The 20,014-nt window shown below is 42.3% G+C and carries 20 protein-coding genes; 13 read left to right on the forward strand and 7 right to left on the reverse strand.

The genetic code is table 11. The features are described 5' to 3' along the window. Window positions 1-210: 210 nt before the first annotated feature. Window positions 211-3,306 (forward strand): DNA translocase FtsK, encoded by a 3,096-nt coding sequence (locus HUK62_RS04755; RefSeq protein ID WP_176537224.1) that lies wholly within the window; start codon window positions 211-213, stop codon window positions 3,304-3,306. Window positions 3,307-3,363: 57 nt separating this feature from the next. Beyond that, window positions 3,364-4,269, forward strand: coding sequence for an AEC family transporter (locus HUK62_RS04760; protein WP_004694909.1), 906 nt, complete (start codon window positions 3,364-3,366; stop codon window positions 4,267-4,269). Between the two features lie 64 nt (window positions 4,270-4,333). Here the strand turns inward: HUK62_RS04760 and HUK62_RS04765 are convergent, their stop codons facing one another. The 6 genes from HUK62_RS04765 to HUK62_RS04790 form a co-directional block, all read right to left on the reverse strand. Continuing rightward, window positions 4,334-4,621 carry a PA4642 family protein gene (locus HUK62_RS04765; protein WP_176537225.1) on the reverse strand — a complete coding sequence of 96 codons (288 nt, stop codon included), beginning with the start codon at window positions 4,619-4,621 and terminating at the stop codon, window positions 4,334-4,336. 121 nt (window positions 4,622-4,742) lie between these two features. Next, complete coding sequence (minE, locus tag HUK62_RS04770; RefSeq protein WP_176537226.1) at window positions 4,743-5,015, reverse strand: cell division topological specificity factor MinE; 273 nt, start codon at window positions 5,013-5,015, stop codon at window positions 4,743-4,745. A 2-nt stretch (window positions 5,016-5,017) separates the two neighbouring features. Next, window positions 5,018-5,830 (reverse strand): septum site-determining protein MinD, encoded by an 813-nt coding sequence (gene minD / locus HUK62_RS04775; protein ID WP_004694902.1) that lies wholly within the window; start codon window positions 5,828-5,830, stop codon window positions 5,018-5,020. A 69-nt stretch (window positions 5,831-5,899) separates the two neighbouring features. Next, on the reverse strand, window positions 5,900-6,631 hold the full coding sequence (gene minC, locus HUK62_RS04780; protein ID WP_087014344.1) for a septum site-determining protein MinC: 732 nt from the start codon (window positions 6,629-6,631) through the stop codon (window positions 5,900-5,902). Window positions 6,632-6,754: 123 nt separating this feature from the next. After that, window positions 6,755-7,801, reverse strand: a complete 1,047-nt coding sequence (locus HUK62_RS04785; protein ID WP_176538448.1) for a preprotein translocase subunit SecA — start codon at window positions 7,799-7,801, stop codon at window positions 6,755-6,757. 13 nt (window positions 7,802-7,814) lie between these two features. Beyond that, on the reverse strand, window positions 7,815-8,747 hold the full coding sequence (locus tag HUK62_RS04790) for an acyltransferase (protein WP_004694896.1): 933 nt from the start codon (window positions 8,745-8,747) through the stop codon (window positions 7,815-7,817). A 257-nt stretch (window positions 8,748-9,004) separates the two neighbouring features. On the opposite strand from HUK62_RS04790, the gene HUK62_RS04795 reads away from it, so the two are divergent. The 10 genes from HUK62_RS04795 (at window position 9,005) to HUK62_RS04840 (ending at window position 18,966) form a co-directional block, all read left to right on the forward strand. Beyond that, complete coding sequence (locus tag HUK62_RS04795; protein WP_062034242.1) at window positions 9,005-9,655, forward strand: OmpA family protein; 651 nt, start codon at window positions 9,005-9,007, stop codon at window positions 9,653-9,655. A 126-nt stretch (window positions 9,656-9,781) separates the two neighbouring features. Continuing rightward, the gene (locus HUK62_RS04800) at window positions 9,782-11,821 is read left to right on the forward strand and encodes a UvrD-helicase domain-containing protein (RefSeq protein ID WP_004694892.1); all 2,040 of its coding nucleotides are present in this window, start codon (window positions 9,782-9,784) and stop codon (window positions 11,819-11,821) included. Window positions 11,822-11,864: 43 nt separating this feature from the next. Beyond that, window positions 11,865-12,317, forward strand: coding sequence for a dUTP diphosphatase (gene dut, locus HUK62_RS04805; protein WP_004984286.1), 453 nt, complete (start codon window positions 11,865-11,867; stop codon window positions 12,315-12,317). A 164-nt stretch (window positions 12,318-12,481) separates the two neighbouring features. Continuing rightward, window positions 12,482-13,233 (forward strand): IS5 family transposase gene (locus tag HUK62_RS04810; RefSeq protein WP_176537227.1). Its coding sequence is split into 2 segments (ribosomal slippage): window positions 12,482-12,818 and window positions 12,818-13,233, totalling 753 coding nucleotides; the frame shifts between segments, so codons are not numbered across the junction. A 97-nt stretch (window positions 13,234-13,330) separates the two neighbouring features. Continuing rightward, window positions 13,331-14,758: a phosphomannomutase/phosphoglucomutase gene (locus tag HUK62_RS04815; RefSeq protein WP_176537228.1), complete on the forward strand. Its 1,428-nt coding sequence runs from the start codon at window positions 13,331-13,333 to the stop codon at window positions 14,756-14,758. Window positions 14,759-14,768: 10 nt separating this feature from the next. Next, on the forward strand, window positions 14,769-15,671 hold the full coding sequence (argB, locus tag HUK62_RS04820; protein WP_004984290.1) for an acetylglutamate kinase: 903 nt from the start codon (window positions 14,769-14,771) through the stop codon (window positions 15,669-15,671). Window positions 15,672-15,839: 168 nt separating this feature from the next. Beyond that, window positions 15,840-16,688: a class II glutamine amidotransferase gene (locus tag HUK62_RS04825; protein ID WP_176537229.1), complete on the forward strand. Its 849-nt coding sequence runs from the start codon at window positions 15,840-15,842 to the stop codon at window positions 16,686-16,688. 274 nt (window positions 16,689-16,962) lie between these two features. Then, on the forward strand, window positions 16,963-17,418 hold the full coding sequence (locus HUK62_RS04830) for a bacteriohemerythrin (protein ID WP_176537230.1): 456 nt from the start codon (window positions 16,963-16,965) through the stop codon (window positions 17,416-17,418). Between the two features lie 142 nt (window positions 17,419-17,560). Continuing rightward, the gene (locus HUK62_RS04835) at window positions 17,561-18,643 is read left to right on the forward strand and encodes a hypothetical protein (protein ID WP_176537231.1); all 1,083 of its coding nucleotides are present in this window, start codon (window positions 17,561-17,563) and stop codon (window positions 18,641-18,643) included. Beyond that, the gene (locus tag HUK62_RS04840) at window positions 18,643-18,966 is read left to right on the forward strand and encodes an RnfH family protein (RefSeq protein WP_176537232.1); all 324 of its coding nucleotides are present in this window, start codon (window positions 18,643-18,645) and stop codon (window positions 18,964-18,966) included. Before HUK62_RS04835 ends, HUK62_RS04840 begins: the two co-directional genes overlap by 1 nt. A 46-nt stretch (window positions 18,967-19,012) precedes the next feature. Here the strand turns inward: HUK62_RS04840 and bamE are convergent, their stop codons facing one another. After that, window positions 19,013-19,411 carry an outer membrane protein assembly factor BamE gene (gene bamE / locus HUK62_RS04845; protein ID WP_004694868.1) on the reverse strand — a complete coding sequence of 133 codons (399 nt, stop codon included), beginning with the start codon at window positions 19,409-19,411 and terminating at the stop codon, window positions 19,013-19,015. Between the two features lie 112 nt (window positions 19,412-19,523). Between bamE and fur the strand changes: the two genes are divergently transcribed. Beyond that, complete coding sequence (fur, locus tag HUK62_RS04850) at window positions 19,524-19,961, forward strand: ferric iron uptake transcriptional regulator (RefSeq protein ID WP_004694866.1); 438 nt, start codon at window positions 19,524-19,526, stop codon at window positions 19,959-19,961. Window positions 19,962-20,014: the final 53 nt, after the last annotated feature.

The following is a 20,014-nucleotide window of genomic DNA, read 5'->3' on the forward strand; positions in this document are numbered from 1 at the left end:
TGATCAATCAAATCGATTTGAGCTATATAGAAGAAATATGCGGTGTAGAGCGGGAAAAAGTGGAAAAATCATCTGCTCGCTATACATAAAGCATTTAAGAATAGTGCATCTTTTTATAAAGAAGAGGTGCATAATATGACGTTTATTGTGAAACTTTTGCTTTAGGTTTCGAACAAAAACATTAATGAAGAATTTGTTACAGGACAGTATATGACTGAGGTGTCGGGTGCTTATGCACAGCGCTTATTAATGACATTATTTTTAGTCTCGTTTGGCATTTATTTGTTCCTTGCTACCGTGACCTATACCCCATTTGATCCGGGCTGGATGCATATATCAAGTGATACCTTGCAAGTCTCGAATGCCAGTGGCGTTGCAGGGGCGTGGATTGCTGACTTACTGTTCGGTTTTTTAGGCTGGGCAAGTTTACTTATTCCTGTGTTTTTGTTCATTGAAGCCATTCAAGTCTGGTGGCCGCATAGTTTTTTAAACCGCCCATTTCGTTATGCTGCACAATTCTTTATTTTGCTTGCAACCGCCAGCTTACTGTTCTTGTTTTGGAAAGTTCCAGCAGACACTTTAGACAATGCCTCTGGCGGCATTATTGGTTATGAACTGGGACAAAGTTTGTCGCAGATTTTAACCATTTACGGTGCAACCTTATTTTTGGTCGTGTTTACCGTGGTCTTATTGACCTTGGCTTTCGGTATCAAATGGAACCGTACTTTCGCGACGCTCAAAGCAACTCCTGCATATTTACAAGATTTATTTTACCGTAATGTGCCTGAAAGCGAGTCTGCCTTTGATCGCACGACGCCAAGCGTCAAAAAAGAAGTGATTGCAACGGCACCGAAAAAGGGTATTGAAGCAACGGAATTGGTCGAGGCACCAGTAGCCGTGCAAGAGGCAACAGTTAAAGCACCTCAGCGCGACTATTCAGCAGAGCATTTGTTTAATGACATGGTGGCTAAAGAGCAACGTGTTCAAGAACAACAGGTGGATGTGGATGATGAAGTAGAGCTTGAGCGGACTATAGAAAAAGCGCACCAATTAGAACAAGACAGTCAGCGAGTGGTAGCGACAGGGGAAGTGTGGCGTGCATTAAACTCAGGTGAAGATCAACGTCATAAAAATGATATTGATGCTTTACTTCGTGCTGCCGAAGAAGATCGCCCATTTAGCCCAGAACAACATTTTCAAGCAGTGGTACAAGATCATACAACTCCAATTGCTGATCCTAATTATTTCCAAGACGATGCTCCTGCACAGAAGAAAAATGTTGATTGGGATGATGATGAAATCTTTGACGAGCTGCTTGCTGCCGTACCCAATGGCAAAACAGCAACGGATGTTCACAGCCCCTTCAATACGCCTGAACCGGTGTCTCATTTACATGTGGTTGAAGATCCAATTGCGGTAGCCGAGGTTGCAACCTTAAGTGTTGCTGCAAGTCCCGTTGCCTTTCAACCAGCGCCGAGTGGAATTGCAAAAGCACAGCTTGATGAGTTGGATGATTTAGACGAATTCCTTGCTGAAGATTGGTCGGAGCAGAAAGTTGCTGCTTCAGATGTACGGACTAGCAGTAGTTATGCGCAGTCATCTGCTTTTGTACAAGCACCTATCCAGCATCATAATACCGCAAGCACAAGTGCTACAGCGGCTGTAGCCAAAGAAGTTTTGTCCAAAGAAGCGTTTATTGAAGCATGGCAGGACACTGCTGGAAAACCGCAAGACGAAGACGACTTCGATTTTGATGCGCCACTAACGGATGCATCAGGCCGTCCAATGTCTTTGTCCATGCAAGTAGCAGAGCGTCGTCGTGATTTATCGCCGCTGCCAGGACTGGATTTACTGGATGAAGTTGACCTGAATAAAAAAGTCAATTTCACTGCTGAACAGTTGGCACGTTTATCTGAATTGCTTGAAATTAAATTACAAGAGTTCAATGTCAAAGCCAAAGTGGTCGAAGCGCAGCCAGGGCCTGTAGTAACTCGTTTTGAGTTGGATTTAGCACCGGGCGTGAAAGCCTCTAAAGTGACCAATATTTCCCGTGACCTTGCGCGTTCAATGTCGATGGCATCTGTACGTGTGGTTGAAGTCATTCCAGGTAAACCGTATATCGGGATTGAAGTGCCGAATAGCACACGTGAAATGGTGCGTTTAATCGAGTTGTTGACCATTCCTGCTTTTACCGATCCGAATAGCATTCTTTCGATGGCAATGGGCAAAGATATTTCAGGTAATCCTGTCATTGCTGACTTAGGTAAAGCCCCGCATATGCTGGTTGCAGGCACCACAGGTTCAGGTAAATCGGTGGCAGTGAACTCGATGATTTTATCGATGTTGTTGAAATATACGCCGAATGAGCTGCGTTTAATTTTGATTGACCCGAAACAGTTAGAACTTGCTAACTATAACGATATTCCACATTTGCTTACCCCTGTGGTCACGGACATGAAAGATGCAGTCAGTGCCTTGAACTGGTGTGTGAATGAAATGGAACGTCGCTATAAGCTGATGTCTTTCTTAAAAATTCGTAAGCTAGCGGACTATAACCGTAAAGTGGAAGAAGCGATTGCCAATGGCGAAGAGCTGATTGATCCGACCTGGAAAGCCAGTGATTCGGTTGCCGGTGAGCGCGCACCACGTTTGACCCCATTACCATCGATTGTAATTGTGGCGGACGAGTTTGCCGATATGATTATGCAGGTCGGTAAGAAAGCTGAAGAAATGATTACGCGTTTGGCACAAAAGTCACGTGCCGCAGGCATTCATTTGTTACTTGCAACGCAGCGTCCATCGGTCGATGTAATTACGGGGCTGATTAAAGCTAACATTCCAACACGTGTGGCTTTACGTGTGAACTCGAAAATTGACTCACGCACGATTTTGGATGCCGGTGGGGCGGAAGACTTACTGGGTCATGGTGATATGTTGTTCTTAGGCCCGGGTAAAATTGAACCTGAACGTGTACATGGTGCCTTTATTGCCGATGATGAAGTGAACCGCATCTGTGATGCTTGGCGTGAACGTGGCTCGCCAAATTATGTTGATGAAATCCTAACGCCATTTGATGAAGAGCCAAGTTCTCGTGGCTTTGAAGATGGTGATGGCGATCCAAACCGTGATGCACTTTATGACCAGTGCGTATCCTTTGTATTGGAAACACGCAAGGTTTCGGTGTCCTCGCTACAACGTAAGTTTAGTTTGGGCTATAACCGTGCCGCGCGGATTGTCGACCAAATGGAAGAAAATGGGATTGTGAGTGCGCAAGGTGCGAACGGTAAGCGAGAAATTTTAGTTTAAAAAGAAAGCCTGCGGATTGCAGGCTTTTTCTTAATCATTCAGTTTAGGCATCCAGTCATGCAAATTATTGATGCATTAATTCCATTGGTAGTACTCATTGCCATGGGGTATGTATTAAAGCGGTATCGCTTTTTAACGGTGGAATTTTGGCAAGGTGCTGAAAGACTGAATTATTGGATTTTATTTCCTGTTTTGCTGTTCAGTAGTCTAGCCACCGTTCATTTTAATGTCGGGCAAGTCCTGCCAGCGCTTGCTGTGGTCTTTACTGTGACCTTGCTGATGAGTGTGGTGCTGTGGGTATTAAAAGCGCTGTATAGTACGCCTGTGACGCAATTTGGCGTCTATTTACAGAGTCATATTCGTTTTAATACTTATATTGGTTTGACCAGTATGGCTTTGATTTTTGGCGCTGAGGGGATGCAAGTCTTTGCCATGATTATTGCCTTTGTCATTCCTTTGGTGAATGTACTGTCCGTACTTGGTTTTTCTCAAGGGCAGGGACTATCTTATAAAAATATTGCGTGGTCGGTTGCGAAAAATCCGCTGATTCTCGCCTGTCTGGTCGGGATCATTTTTAATTTTTCAGGTATGCATTTGTCCGAGAGCATTAACCAATCTTTAAAGCTAGTAGCAGGGATGAGCCTCCCGCTTGGGCTCTTGTGTGTGGGCGCAGCACTCCAGTTTGATGCGTTAAAATATGCTGGCCGAGCGCTAATTTTAAACACTTTGGGACGTTTAATCTTGGTGCCTATTTTGGCCTATGTAGGATGTCTTTTATTTGGTTTAGCAACATTTGAAACCATGATTGTGGTGGTTTTCTTCTCACTGCCGACGGCATCGGCTGCCTATGTCCTGACCAAATATTTTCAAGGGGACAGTCAACTCATGGCAGCAATCATTAGTTTGCAAACTTTGTGTTTCGGTTTGACTTTTCCACTTTGGATGTGGTTTTTACAGTCATAAAAAATGCCAGTCTCCTAGGAATGAACTGGCATTTGTAGATCATGCGCATTAAGCAGATCTAGGTTTAGGCGAATTTAGCCAAAACCTCTAAGAAGGGAGCTGCTTGACGTGGATAAGCGGCAATCACGTCATGAATGCGTAGACCTTCTGGATTGGTAGCGTTAATGTCGCGGCCATCCGTTTTAAATTGGGTGAGCAGACGCTCATAATCACTTGGGCGCATGTGTTTAAAGGCATGGTACAACACATGAAAGTCGCCATTCACACCTTCAGGAGGAAGCTGAGTTAAGTAGGCAAATACACGCTCATCTGACCATTCTTCATTGAACGTTGCTGGCTGAGATAATGCCATAGCAATCTCCTTACTGGTTTAATCATTAAAAAAGGCAAAATATGGGAGACAAAGAAAATACTTTCTTGTGTCTGCGCATATTCTGCCTTGATTCAATTTGCTTGACTAATCAAAAATCAGATTAACGTTCTTCAGGCAAATTGATATTCATTTCAAGCATTTCAATATTCGCTTCAGAACGGACAGCCATTTGAATGTGCTGTTCATCTATACCGCGAACATAGCGATTCACCACTTGCATGATTTCTTTCTTCATTTGGTCGATTTTGTCTTGGCTAAGACGTTTACCTAAACCACTTTCAGATGCTACGATGACTTTCAAACGATCCTTCGCTGTTTGAGCACTAGACGGTTTTTCATCATTACTAAAAAGCTTACTCCAAAATCCTGCCATGTCTACGCTCCAAATAGTCGTGCTAACCAGCCTTTAGGCTTCACCGTAATATGACGGTAAGGACGTTCTTCACCTAAGAAACGTGCCACAAGGTCATCATAGGCCTGGCCTGCTGATTCTTCAGTAAAGAGAATCACTGGTTTACCTTCGTTCGATGCTTGTAAAACGCTTTTACATTCAGGAATCACTCCCAAAGTTGGCACACGTAAAATATCTTTAGAAATGTCGTCAATGGTTAACATTTCTTGTTTATCCGCACGTTCAGGGTTGAAGCGTGTGATACACAAGTGTTTACGAATACGACCTTCATTCATTTCAACTTTTTTGGTTTTGCTGTCGAGCATACCAATAATACGGTCAGAGTCACGTACAGATGAAATTTCAGGGTTGGTCACAATAATCGCTTCATCGGCATGGTACATTGCTAAAATTGCACCGCGTTCGATACCTGCGGGTGAGTCACAAATAATGTAGTCAAACTCTTGTGACAACTCATCCATGACACGTGCTACGCCTTCATCAGTTAAGGCATCTTTATCACGGGTTTGCGAAGCAGGTAAAATATATAAATTCTCGATATCTTTATCGCGGATAAGCGCTTGTTGTAATCGAGCTTCGTTATTTAATACATTGACAAAATCATACACAACGCGGCGTTCACAACCCATGATCAAATCAAGGTTACGTAAACCTACGTCAAAATCGATCACAACAGTTTTGTGACCACGTAGGGCTAAACCTGTTGCAAAAGATGCGCTTGTCGTAGTTTTGCCTACGCCACCTTTGCCTGATGTTACGACAACAATTTTCGCCACCGAATCCACTCCTGTTATGGTTTAAATCCCCTTATTTATCATTTGGGGCTTTTGGTGTTTATTTATACATTAAAATTCAAGCGCTTCAAATACAAGCTCTTGTTGATCATTTAAGTAAATATGTGTTGGGCGTTTTAAATGCTGCGCTGGAATATCATCTGCAACACAATAGGTCCCTGCAATTGAAACCAATTCGGCTTCTAAAGCATGACAGAAGATGCGTGCAGCGCTGTTTCCGCCCGCGCCGGCAATGACTCTACCACGAGCACTACCATAAATATGTATATTTCCTGAAGCAATCACTTCCGAGCCACTGTTAATGCCTGCGGTAATAATGATATCGCCTTGATTTTGAACCAAGCACTGACCCGTACGTAAAATTTCGTCATGGTATGAAGTTGCATGGCGAATGACAGGTGCTGCCGCAACTGGTGCATTGGTAGAAGTTGTCGCAGCAGGGGCAGGGGCTTCAACCACTTGCTCTTTGGTTGCTTTGACTTCTTGAAGTTGCGAGCTAATACCATGACCTTGCGCGGGAATCACAGGGAACTGAATGGCACGGGCTTGTTCAGCCAAAATTCCTTCTTGTACTGCCATCGGCTGTACATCCAGATCCAGCAATAATTGAATCAAGGAAATTAATTCTTGCTCAACGCTACTTTCTAGAACAACTAACGCTCCAGCAGTCGATGCATTTTGTAATGTTTTACTTAATTGCTGTCGGATTGCATCATGATCATTGGTGTCAAGGGTAATGCGAATCGCATTGACCATTCTGCCAGTTATCCGGATATCAGCCATAATTTTTCCTTAAGACTTCTCAGATTTATTTTTTACTAAAGAAGTGATGTTGTAAATAGAGCAAATCCTAGAACAAAATGAAGGATTGCACTAGCTGCGTTTGTAATATTTTTACCTTAATGCTTATTCTTTGGCTTGATCATCTTTTTCAAGCTCTTCTAACCACTGTTTCACCTTAACTTGCTTGCGAATGGCATCTAAGCTTTCATAGACCACAGACTCAACCAACTGTTCCAAAGACTGATTATCAATTTTTAAATCACTGACTTTTTCAGCTATCAAGCGATAGGTGGCATTGGGCTGTGCAGGATTTCCGACCACCATCGGTTCCAGTAAACCTTGTGTGATGTTTTCACCAAGTCGTTGTCCGATACTTTGAATTTGTTGCTCAATTCTTCCACCCACAATTGGGATTAAACGCAGTAATTGGGTTAGTTCAGGGGTATCTTCAATCGCACGATTCACAATCAGACCGACATTTTGAGCAATAAAATACTGTCGCTGTTTCAGTTCAGTGGCCAGAGATTCCTGTAAAATTTCAGCCAATGCTTGTGCAAATAAAGCTCGATGATGATCGACGAGGTCATGGATAATTTTTTTATGGGTCGAACTGGTATTTAATTCGTGCTTCACCCCATCCAATACAGTAATCACGACGCGGTCAGAGAGCTCTTCCATCACCACGCGGTAGTAAAATTTGGCCTTGGCTTGTACCGACTCAGGAATTACGTTATAGCCCAATTCATGCAGGCGAAAAGCAATCACCCCTGCACGAAATAATCTTAAAAAACGTAAATGAGGAATAATCGCTAAAATTTCGTACCAATGAATGAAGGGAAAGAAAAACCAGCGACGATGGTGTCGATACACGATCGCAATGCCCCAACGCACCAATAATTCAGTAATTAAGAACAGAATAAACCAAGCTTCTGTGGTGATGACCCATGGATGCAAATGCTCACGATAGAAGCTTAAGACACTTTCTAGGTGAATGGCATGGAAAAACCATCCACCGATATTGCTCATGATAAAAAAATTAGCACACAAACAAAACAAGTTAAAAATGATGAGAAACACCATAAAAATGTCATAGATCAAAAACAGTTTGAAATACAAACTTTGTGGATCAACCTGATGATATTTAGACTTTTTGACTTGGTTATTCTGCATCATGCATAGACCCTTACTCGGTTAAATTGGAGGTTGAGTATTTGGCTTTCATTTTTTCAATCAACTGGTCTTTTTCAGTCCAAAGTTGATCGACCCACTGTTGGAATTGTTCACGAAAGTCTGCATCGTCTTCATAGTTTCCAGCGAGTACCCATGCAGGAATATCAATTTTACGTAAATTGACCGCAATCCGTGGGACTTCCCCGAGCCAAAATTCGCTATAGCCAGGTGCGCCGTCGGGATAGACAATGGTCATATCTACCAAGGCATCAATGTCATTACCTAAAATACTTAAGGCTAAGGCCAAGCCACCCGCTTTCGGTTTAAGTAAATTTTGGTAAGGCGACTGCTGCTGTGCATGTTTTTCTTGTGTAAAACGCGTGCCTTCCAAATAATTTAACAGGGTGAATGGTTGGCTAAGCAGTTGTTCACAAGATTTGCGTGCCTCTTCCATATCGCGTGTTTTCAACGCAGGGTTTTTCGCAATTTGTTCTTTACTATGCCGCTTCATCATCGGGAAGCCTAGAATTTTAAAGGCTTGGCCGACAAATGGAATAAAAATAAGTTCCCACTTGGTAAAGAAGCGGGTAAGGGGCATACGGGTTAAACCAAAATATTGGTTAACCGTGGTGTCGACCCAACTTTGATGGTTGCAAGTCATCAGGTAACGACCCTGCATACTCAGCTCAAGATCATCATCGACAGAAATGTCCCATTTCGTGTTGGGTAGGACATGATCGATTAAATAATTGTTCACAGCCAGCCAGCTGTTGGTGATTTGAATATTGGTCTCATCCACTTTTTTTGATTTTTTAAACAGTTTGGTCAGGCCAAGCGCGAGCACTGGCGGGCCATGAAAAAAAGTACTGCCTGTAATGACTGAACCAACAGTTAGACCACGGGTGATTTTTTTTAATAAAGGTTGTTTTTGGTTTGGCGATGACATAAAAATAAACCCTAAAATATAATGCGTTTCGCAACTCGTTCTATTTTCTAAAGGTCAATATAGTACGGGATGATCAAATAGAAAAGCACCAAACATTAACTGTGTAGAAATTGTGACGAAGAAAGTCTTGAAAAGGAAATTTTTTATTACATATTGTAAATAAAGGCTTTATTATTAACAAAAAATCAATGGTCTAGATCATCGTTTTACGACAATATTCGTTCTATAAACAAAACACACAAAGAAGGAGGCATGCGATGCGTGCACTAGCAATTTCCGCAGTCGTTGGGGCAATGGTTCTTACAGGTTGTCAAAGCACTGGTAATAACATTGGCGGTGTAGAATACGATAAAGCTGCATTAGGAACCTTAATTGGTGCTGCTGCTGGTTATGGTATTTCTAAAGGAAACGCAAACACGAGCCGTCAAAACAACCGTGCTGCAGCGATTGGCGCAGTTGTCGGTGGTGCAACGGGTGTTTACCTTGACAACAAAGAGAAGAAACTTCGCCAACAAATGGCGGGTACTGGTGTAGAAGTTAACCGTAATCCAGATGGCTCTGTAGGTTTGGTTATGCCAGGTAACATTACTTTTGATACCAACAAATCAAACATCAAGCCGAACTTCTACTCAACTTTAAACAAAGTTGCGCAAACCTTAACTGAAGATAACAAGAGCGGTATTCTTGTAACAGGTTATACAGACAGTACAGGTAATGATTCAATCAACATTCCTCTGTCTCAAGCGCGTGCGCAATCTGTAGCAAGCTACTTGGCATCTCAAGGTGTTTCTACAACACGTATTAATGCACAAGGTCAAGGTTCAGCAAACCCAATCGCGTCTAACGCGACTGCTGAAGGCCGTGAGCAAAACCGTCGTGTAGAAATCAGCATCTACGCAATTCAATAATTTTTATTGAAGACTGAAAAACCACCTTCGGGTGGTTTTTTTATGACTGTTAAAATATGAATTTGCATTATGCATCTGTAGCGGAGATGACTATAATCGAGCTCGGAATGAAATAGAGGAAAGACTATGTCACTGGCAAGTCAATTAAATGACAAGCAACTTGAAGCCATGAAATACACTCAAGGACCCTTGTTAGTACTTGCAGGGGCTGGTTCAGGTAAAACTTCGGTGATTACCCGTAAGATTGCCTACTTGGTGAAACACTGCGGCATTCCTGCTTATCGTATTACCGCGATGACGTTTACCAACAAAGCAGCACGCGAAATGAAAGAACGTGTCACCAAGCTGCTGTCACGTGAAGAGGCAAAAGGGCTTTCAGTCTCGACCTTCCACACCTTTGGCCTAAACATGCTGCGTTTAGAGCTGAAACACACACCATTAAAAAATAATTTTTCTATTTTAGATGCGGACGACTGTAAGCGTATTTTGATGGACTTGATGCACCGTGACAATTTATCCGGTGCGGAAAGTAAAGAGCTGATTGCCAAAGCCATGAAGATGATTTCAGATTGGAAAAACGATCTGATTCCACCTGAGCAAGCACACACCACCTGTGAAACCGCAGAAGATGTTCAGTTTGCGCACTTGTATCAACTGTATGAGCGTAATTTACGTGCCTATAATGCGGTCGATTTTGATGACCTGATCGTGATGCCGACGCGTCTTTTACAAGAAAATGCAGAAGTACGTGAGCGCTGGCAAAATCGCATTCGCTATTTATTGGTCGATGAGTATCAAGACACCAACACCGCACAGTATATTTTGGTGAAATTGCTGGTCGGGGTGATGGGACAGTTCACTGCGGTGGGTGATGATGACCAATCGATCTACGCATGGCGTGGTGCCAAGCCTGAAAATATGGCTTTGCTGAATGAAGATTTTCACAATTTAAAAGTGATTAAACTCGAACAGAACTATCGTTCGACCAGTCGTATTTTGAAAGCAGCCAATACCGTGATTGGTAACAATCCGCATATTTTTGATAAAAAACTGTGGTCAGATAAAGGTCATGGTGAAGTGATTCGAGTGATTACGTGCCGCAATGATGACGATGAGTCAGAACGCGTAGTGAAAGACTTAATTACCCATAAACTGATGAATGGTAAAAATTGGAAGGATTACGCCATTTTGTATCGGGGGAACTTCCAAGCACGTGCACTGGAAACACAACTGCGTCAAATGCAGATTCCGTACAAATTATCAGGTGGTCAGTCGTTCTTCGGACGGGCTGAAATCAAAGACGTGATGAGCTATTTGCGCGTCATTATTAACCCTGAAGATGACAGTGCATTTTTACGGATTATCAATACACCTAAACGTGCCATTGGGCCTGTGACTTTAGAAAAGCTGGGTCTGTTTGCACAAGAAAATCATTTGTCGTTGCTCTCTGCAGCGGGTGATCAGCGTCTCACCATGGTGATTCCTAAAAAAGCCACCACGCAGTTGGCGGAGTTTGCAGACTTCATTACCACCTTTACCCGTGAGTTGCTTGAGGATGATGAACCTGTACCGATTATTCGCAAGATGATGGTTGAAGCGGGTTATATCGACTATGTCAAAGAGTCTGCGGCGACGCCTGCGCAAGAAAAAACCAAGCTGGATAATATTGAAGTGCTGTATAGCAGTATTCAAAGTTTGATTAACCGTGCTGAAGATGTTGATGAGAAAAACATTGAAAGCGTAATTCGTAAAATGGTGTTGCTGGATATGTTAGAGCAGCAGCAAGAAGAAGAAGACACTGACAAAGTAAACCTGCTCACGCTGCATGCATCCAAAGGGCTTGAGTTTCCATATGTCTATCTGATTGGTCTTGAGGAAGAGTTACTGCCGCATAAAAACTCGATTGCCGCAGATACAGTTGAGGAAGAGCGTCGCTTGATGTACGTGGGCATCACCCGTGCGCGTCAGGGTTTAACCATCACGCTTGCAGAACAACGTAAGGCAGGCGGTCAAATGAAGCAAATGACACCAAGCCGTTTCTTGGATGAGTTGCCGCAAGATGAGTTGGAGTGGCTAGGGCGTAAAAAGAAACTGGCGGGCAATGTCGATCCGAAATTACAAGCACAACACTATTTGGACAATTTACGTGCTTTGATTAAGCGCTAAATATTTTTTTGTTTTAGAAATTTATTGTACTAGGAAAAAGAGAATGAAAGTTCAGGTTAAAGTGTTGGATTCACGTTTAGGCAATGAATGGCCAATGCCAACCTATGCGACAACGGGTTCAGCAGGCTTAGACCTTCGTGCATGTGTCGATGCTGCGACCGTCATTGAACCGGGACAAACTGTTTTGGTCAAAACGGGTTTATCTATTTATATCGAAGATCCACACTTTGCCGGTTTAATTTTACCGCGTTCAGGCCTAGGTCATAAGCACGGCATTGTTTTGGGTAACTTGGTGGGATTAATTGATTCGGACTATCAAGGTGAATTGATGGTGTCGGTTTGGAACCGTAGCCAAACAGCTTTTAGTTTAGAGCCAGGTGAACGTCTTGCACAGTATGTACTTGTACCTGTGATGCAAGCACAGTTTGATATTGTAAATGAATTTGAAGCGACAGAACGTGGTGCAGGTGGTTTCGGACATACTGGTCAAAACTAATCTCTCAGTGATAAAGTAAAACAACAAAGCCTCTCCATAAAAGAGGCTTTGTTGTTTTAATGCTGAATGATCATTTTTAGTTCATAAAAAGTTACAACTCTTTTTTGAATCCTTAGGGCTTGTTGAGAATTAACAAAGGCTACTGATTAATTTATAATAGTACTATGAATAGATACATACTTACTGATGCCCAATGGGCAAAAATGGAACCTTTTTGCCTAGGTAAAGTGACCGATCGAGGTCGTAGTGGAAAAGATAATCGATTATTTTTAGAAGCAGTCCTATGGATTGCCCGTACAGGCAGTCCATGGCGTGATCTACCTGCTCATTTTGGTAAATGGAATACCGTCTTTAAAAGATACCGTGATTGGGTGAAAGCTGGTGTATTTGAAACTATTTTTGCATCTGTAAATGAAGATGTTGATTTGGAATACGCCATGATTGATGGAACGATTGTTAAAGTTCATCGACATGGCCAAGGTGCAAAAGGGGGACCTTCAAACAGTCTATAGGTAAATCTCGAGGTGGAATGACTTGTAAAATTCTTGCCTTAGTGGATAGTCTAGGCAACCTCATTAAGTTTCGATTAATGCCTGGTCAATATCACGATTTAGTAGAAACCAAACCTTTAATTGAAGATGTTGATTTTCAAGCATTACTAGCGGATAAAGCATTTGATGCAGATTGGCTCATCCAAGAACTCAATGAACGTAAAGTGAAAGTGGTGATCCCACCCAAATCTAATCGAAAAGTAATGAGAGCCTTTGATACGATTATGTATAAATGGCGTCATCTCATTGAAAACTATTTCTGTAAGTTAAAAGAATTTAAACGTATAGCGATGCGTAGTTGTAAAACAGATACGAGTTTTGAAGCCATGATTCAATTGTGCGCGAGTTTAATTAACTCTCGGTAATTCTCAACAGACCCTAGTAAAATTAAATGCAGCGTTAAGCGTAACAACAAGGACAGCTGAAAGAGCTGTTGATCTGAATAAATTAGAAGTTAGACCTATGGATTTTCAGCCAAAATTTCCTGCACATATTTTTCGTGCCTATGACATCCGTGGCAAATTGGATGTTATGAGTGCTGAGCTGATTCGTGCCATTGCACAAGCGCTCGCAACTCAATATTTAAAGACTGGGCAGACACGTTTAGCCATTGGTTATGATGCTAGACAAAGCAGTCCTGCTTTTGCGGAAATTATTTACAAAGAATGTCTTAAACAGGGCTTAGATGCGAAAATTATCGGATGTTGTGCTAGCCCTGTGTTGTATTACACGGCACGTCAGTTTGATGGCAACGGTATTATGGTGACAGCCAGCCACAATCCGAAGTCGGATAATGGAATCAAATGGATTATGCAGGGTGAGCCCCCTTTACCTGAGGCAATCCAACAGGTGGCACGCGATGCAAATGAATATTTTGACAGCCATGCAGAGATGAACTGGCAAACGTTGCCACATCAGATCGTACCTGAATATTGTCTGGCTTATCAGGCGGCATTGCTCAATGATATACAGCTCATGCCTCAACCGCGACCCTATAAAGTTGTGGTGGATGGTTTATACGGTTCGGCGGGACGCTGCGCCGTCTTGGTCTTAAAGGAACTCGGCTGTGAGGTGCATGCTTTACGCTGTGAGGCCAATGGTGAATTTCCTGAACATGCCCCCGATCCCTCTCAAGCCAAACATCTAAATCTGCTACGAAACGCCGTGCAACAGCAGCATGCTGATATCGGCATTGCCTTTGATGGTGATGGTGACCGTGTTGTATTGATTGATGAAAAGGGCGTAATCATTTCAGCAGACCGTTTATTATCCTTGTTTGCGCACATGTGTTTGGCTGATCATCCAGCACATGAAGTGGTTTTTGATGTGAAATGTTCCACCATGGTTCGAAATACAGTATTGGCCCATCACGGTATTCCAAAAATGATTCGCACAGGTAGTTCTTTTTTGCGGAAATATTTGGCGCAATCTGAAGGGCATGCGGTTTTTGGCGGTGAATATGCAGGGCATTATGTGTTTAATGATGGTCGTGGTTTTGGTTATGACGATGGGTTATATGCCGCACTACGTGTGTTGGAATACTTAAGCTTGAAGCAATGCACTTTGTCGGAAGCACTGGCAGACTACCCAGAACGTGCCAGTACAGAGGATATTTATATTAGCACCCATCAGATTTCACCCGCGCTGGTTTTAGCGAATGTGGAAAAACAAAGTCAGCACTTTCAAGCGGAAATGAGTAAAATTGATGGCGTAAGACTTGATTTTGAGGATGGATTTGGCATTATTCGAGCATCGAATACGGGCGAGTATTTTACTGTGCGTTTCGACGCGGACAGTGATCAGCGGCTCCATCAAATTCGCCATAACTTTGTGCACATGCTGACGGCAGATTATCCGCAGATTGCACAAGACCTATTAGACGCCCATTAAGGAGAGGCACATGCCACATCAACATACTGGCCTCGACAAAGCACAAGTTCTGACTGAAGCTTTGCCGTACATTCAACGTTTTGCTGGAAAAACGCTAGTAGTGAAATATGGTGGCAATGCAATGACCGATCCTGAGCTTGAGAGCTCGTTTGCACGTGACATCGTTTTGTTAAAAACCGTCGGTTTAAACCCAATCGTAGTACATGGTGGCGGTCCACAAGTGGATTCGTTTTTAAAGCAATTGGGGCGTGAGTCGGACCGTATTGATGGCATGCGAGTGACCGATCCTGCGACCATGGAAGTGGTTGAAATGGTGTTGGGTGGTAGTGTGAATAAATCTATCGTGAATTTGATTAACCAACATGGTGGTCGTGCCATTGGTTTAACGGGTAAAGATGGTAACTTACTGCGTGCACAAAAGTTACTGATGGAAAAAACTGCGGAAGATGGCACGGTACAAAAAATTGATCTTGGCCTAGTGGGCGAAGTGACCAGTGTTAAAACTGATGTATTGGAAATGTTTACCAGTGGTGATTTTATTCCTGTGATTGCACCCTTAGGTGTGGATGAAGAGGGCAATACTTATAACATCAACGCTGATTTGGTGGCTGGAAAAGTGGCTGAAGCCCTCGGTGCTGAAAAGCTGATTTTGTTGACCAATATTTCAGGTGTTTTAGATGAAAATAAAAACCTGCTCACTGGTTTAACCACCCAAGAAGTTGACCGTCTCATTGAAACGGGCGTGATTTACGGCGGGATGATTCCGAAAGTGGGTTGTGCTCTAGATGCGGTGAAAGGTGGTGTGGTAAGCGCGCATATTGTAGATGGTCGTGTGCCACATGCAACGTTGTTGGAGATTTTCACCGATCATGGTGTCGGTACATTAATTACCAATCGCAGTAATAAGCACTAAATATTTTGAAAAGCCCCCTCGGAGGCTTTTTTTAGGCCTATGCATTTTATAAAAATAGTTTTATGCGTGAATGTGTTCGGGTTATGAAGCATTGTGAATTGCAAGCCAGTCAGGACTCATGCACAATAAAACCATCATAAATAAATATGTTTAAATAAGATCAAGATTATGTGCCAACTGCTCGGAATGAACTGTGCAACACCGACTGATATTACCTTTTCATTTCGAGGCTTTTCACAGCGCGCGGGGATTACTTCAGACCACTGTGACGGTTTCGGGATAGCTTTTTTTGAGGATAAAGCCTGCCGTTTATTCGTTGACAATCAATCTGCAGTTGAGTCGCCGATTGCTGAATTAATTCGTAATTATCCAATCAAATCACGCAATGTGATTGCACATATCCGCAAAGCGACACAGGGAAAAATTAACTTAGAAAACTCACATCCATTTAGCCGTGAGTTATGGGGACGACAGTGGATTTTTGCCCATAATGGCGATTTGCATGACTTTGATCCTGTACTGTCAGGACGCTTTACCCCAGTGGGTAATACCGACAGCGAACGTGCATTTTGCTATTTACTTGATCAGCTGGTGAACAAGTTTGGCTATACCGAGCCAAGTCTAGATCAAGTTTTTGATTTATTAACTGATGTTTCTCCACGGATTGCGGAGCATGGCACGTTCAATTTCTGTTTATCAAATGGGCAGGCCCTGTTTAGTTATGCCATTACCAAACTGCATTGGTTGGTGCGTGAGTACCCATTTAAACCTGCGCAGCTGATCGATATTGATGTTGAAGTTGATTTTAGCCAAGTCACTACTGCAGACGATCGCGTGGCCGTGATTACTACCGAACCGTTGACTCAAAATGAAGCGTGGACGGCATTTTCACCCGGTGAAATGATTTTATTTCAATATGGCAAAGCGATCCGTCACCAAATGACCCATGTGGAACGTTTAATCCGAGAAGCCAAAGATCCGTCTTTAAAACGCGTTAATAAAGCAGATCAATATTAATTTATTTCAAAATGATTAGAATATAAAAGCATGTTGATAATAAAATAAAACATGCTTTTATTTTGGTACATACTTATAAAATAATAAAATTGATTAAATAATAACTGATTCTTTTGGTCGGATTTAAATTTATTTACTTATTTAAAATATATACTTAAGTTTAATTTTGTGAAAATAGTATAAAACCAACCAATTTGATTCACTTTTATTTTTAATTCTAATCGATATGATTAATTCATGTAATTAATCTATTAATTTTTATTGGGTGGTCGGAATGATAATGAAGTGGGTTCCAGAATATAATACTGGTATCGATGTGATTGACGATCAACACCGTCGTATTCTCGATTATATCAATGAAATTGATGTGATTGATGTCAATACTGACCGTGAACGCGTGAAACAGATTTTAGAAAATATTATTGATTACACACAGTCTCACTTCACTTTTGAAGAGTCTCTCCAAGAAGAGGCGGGTTATAAATATCGTGTACCGCACAAACGTGTACATGATTTATTTATAAAAAAAATTGAATCTTATCGTGACCGTTTTGAGCTGGGGCATTCAATCGAAGCTGAACTGCATGAAGTGTTGTCGAAATGGCTGATTAATCATATCCAGCATGATGATGCAGATTATGTCGGTGCCGTAAAAGAAAATATGATGGGCATTATCAAAGAAAAAGAAAAGAAAAAAGGGAAAAATTGGTTTGCTCGTTTCTTTTCATAAGTGAGCCAAACGAGGGATCAAAACAATAAATTTTAATTATATTTAGCGCAGCAAATCATCAGTTTTGATGGTTTGCTTTTTGTTTTTGATTTTCATAAGCGAGCAAGGCAAAATAGCGCAAGACTTATTGAAGGAACGCATCATGCAAGACAATGCTCTGTCACGATGGTTATCGCCGCTGATGGCATTTTGTTTATCATTTATTATCATTGCCACACTTGCACCCTTGGTGGGAATTCAGGTTGAACGTCAGCTTGACTTTTGGTTACTTTGGTTAGTGACCATGGTGGTCTTGGCTTTACCTGTGTGTTACTTAGAGATTGCCTTAGCCAAGCGTTCAAAAACCACGGCATTAAATGCTTTGTCGAGTTTAACGCGTGATGCCGATGCTTCTCAGACGTGGCGCCTTGTGGGATGGCTTGCTGTCGTCTTTATTCCTTTTTTAGCGGGCGGCATGTTGTCTAATGCTGCGCAACTATTAAATCAATATGCACTGGCCGATATGACATCGTCCGTGATCTTTATTGCTTTGGCCGTGGTTGCCATCGCGTTGTCTTTTGCCCCACGTCTATTGACCTTAGCGTTAACGGCGATCGGTGTGCTGATCTCCTTAGTGCTTGCAAACCTCTCTGGTACAGGAACCGCTGAGTGGCAAGTGACGCCGGTTGAATTTTCAGAATGGGGCAGTGCAACGGTATTGGCTTTGGTGGCAAGCGGTTTAGGACTCGGCCTGTACTGGCAGAACAGTTTGGCACAAGTTCAACAGCAAGATGCTGCAAGCAAGACTGTTTTACCGATTTGGATTGCACAAATTTTGGCGGTGGTTGCTTTTGCATTTTTTGCAGTCCAAGCGGCATTACCTGCGTATGCGATTGCCTTAACTGCAGTTGTAGCGGCAGCCGTGCTGTTACAGATGGCACGTGAGCAGTTGGCACAGCGCCAGTTGAATATTGTGGTTCAGTGGCTCGTGCTGCTGGTTGCAACGTTGGTGTGGTTAATTCCAGCCACTGGCCCGATCTTTAACATCTTACTGATGCTGTGGGGCTTAGTGATTTGTTTGATTTATGCCATTTTTGCGGGTTGGATTATGAAAATTAGCCATTTACGTAAGTCGATGAACTTTAGTAATGAAGCTTTTTATAATATTTGGCGCATCGCTGTGCGTGTGGTATTACCCGTTTCTATCGTATTGGCCATTGTAGCCGTACTTGGAAAACTGATCTAATGCGCATGCTTCAACAAGTCTGGGTTGCTTATGCAACAGCAGACCAGCAGTTTCATATTAGTGTGCCGTTTTCTGAGGGAATGACGGCACAAGATGCGATTCAACTGAGTGGTATAGGCTCGCAGGTTGAATTGCCTGAGCTTTTACAATTGGGCATCTTTGGTGTCCGCTTGAAAGACCTTCAACAGGTTTTGCAGGTAGGGGATCGTGTTGAAATTTATCGTCCTTTGAGCATTAATCCTAAAGATATTAGAAGGATACGTGCACAAAATAACCCCGTGGGTCGCTTTGCCAAAGGCAATCGCTTAAAACAATCGAAATGATATGAAAAACCCCTCAGTTGAGGGGTTTCTTTTTTAGAATAAGGCTTTATAGTGGGGGCGCGTTTAGAATCGCTTCTTTCGATGCTGGTAAGCCTGGCTGAGATGCAGGAATGGTTTCTAAGCCTTCAATTTTTTGCACAATACCGTTTGGGTCGAAATAGACTTTCAGGTGTTGACCTTGTGCAGCAGGAATCTTGGCTTTTTTAGCATACGTTCCTGGGGTATAATTGTAGATGTAGTCCCAACGTAGTGGATTCATTGGATCTGAAACTGTCGGGCTGCCAAGCAAAAAGCGGACTTGTTGATGGCTCATGCCAACTTGTATTTTTGACGCTTGTGCTTGAGTTAATGGCGTACCTTGAGGAATATCAACTTTATAAACGCCCAAGGTCGAACAGCCTGCGAGCAGTGAAGTGACGAATAACGCCAACATGATTTTTTGCATTTTGCTACACTATCCCAAATTAATTATGATGCAATTGAGCCACGGATAGATCATACTGCATCTACACTTTGTTGCATATTCTAACTTTAAATTTGTTGAGAGACCTTTTTACATGCCAATTTCAAATCAAGATCTACGCAAAGCTGGACTTAAAGTTACACTTCCACGAATTAAAATATTAGAACTACTAGAAAATTCAAAGCAACACCATTTAAGTGCGGAAGATATTTATAAGACTTTACTTGAACAAGGTGAAGATGTCGGTTTAGCAACTGTTTACCGCGTGTTAACGCAGTTTGAAGCAGCGGGCATTATTCAGCGCCATCACTTTGAAAATAACCATTCTGTTTTCGAAATCATGCAAGACGATCATCATGATCATATCGTTTGTCAAAACTGCAACAAAGTGGTTGAGTTTAGCAACGAAGTAATTGAGCATGAGCAGCACGAAGTTGCTGAAAAGCATGGCTTTACTTTAACAGGTCACTCACTCAACCTATATGGTTACTGTGATGCTGCTGAGTGCCAAGAAGCACTGCGTAAAAAGTAATAATTTAGATCTAAAAAAGGGCTTCATGAGAAGCCCTTTTTTATTGTTTAAAG

The sequence above is a fragment of the Acinetobacter sp. NEB 394 genome (genome assembly GCF_013374795.1).
GTDB lineage: Bacteria > Pseudomonadota > Gammaproteobacteria > Pseudomonadales > Moraxellaceae > Acinetobacter > Acinetobacter johnsonii.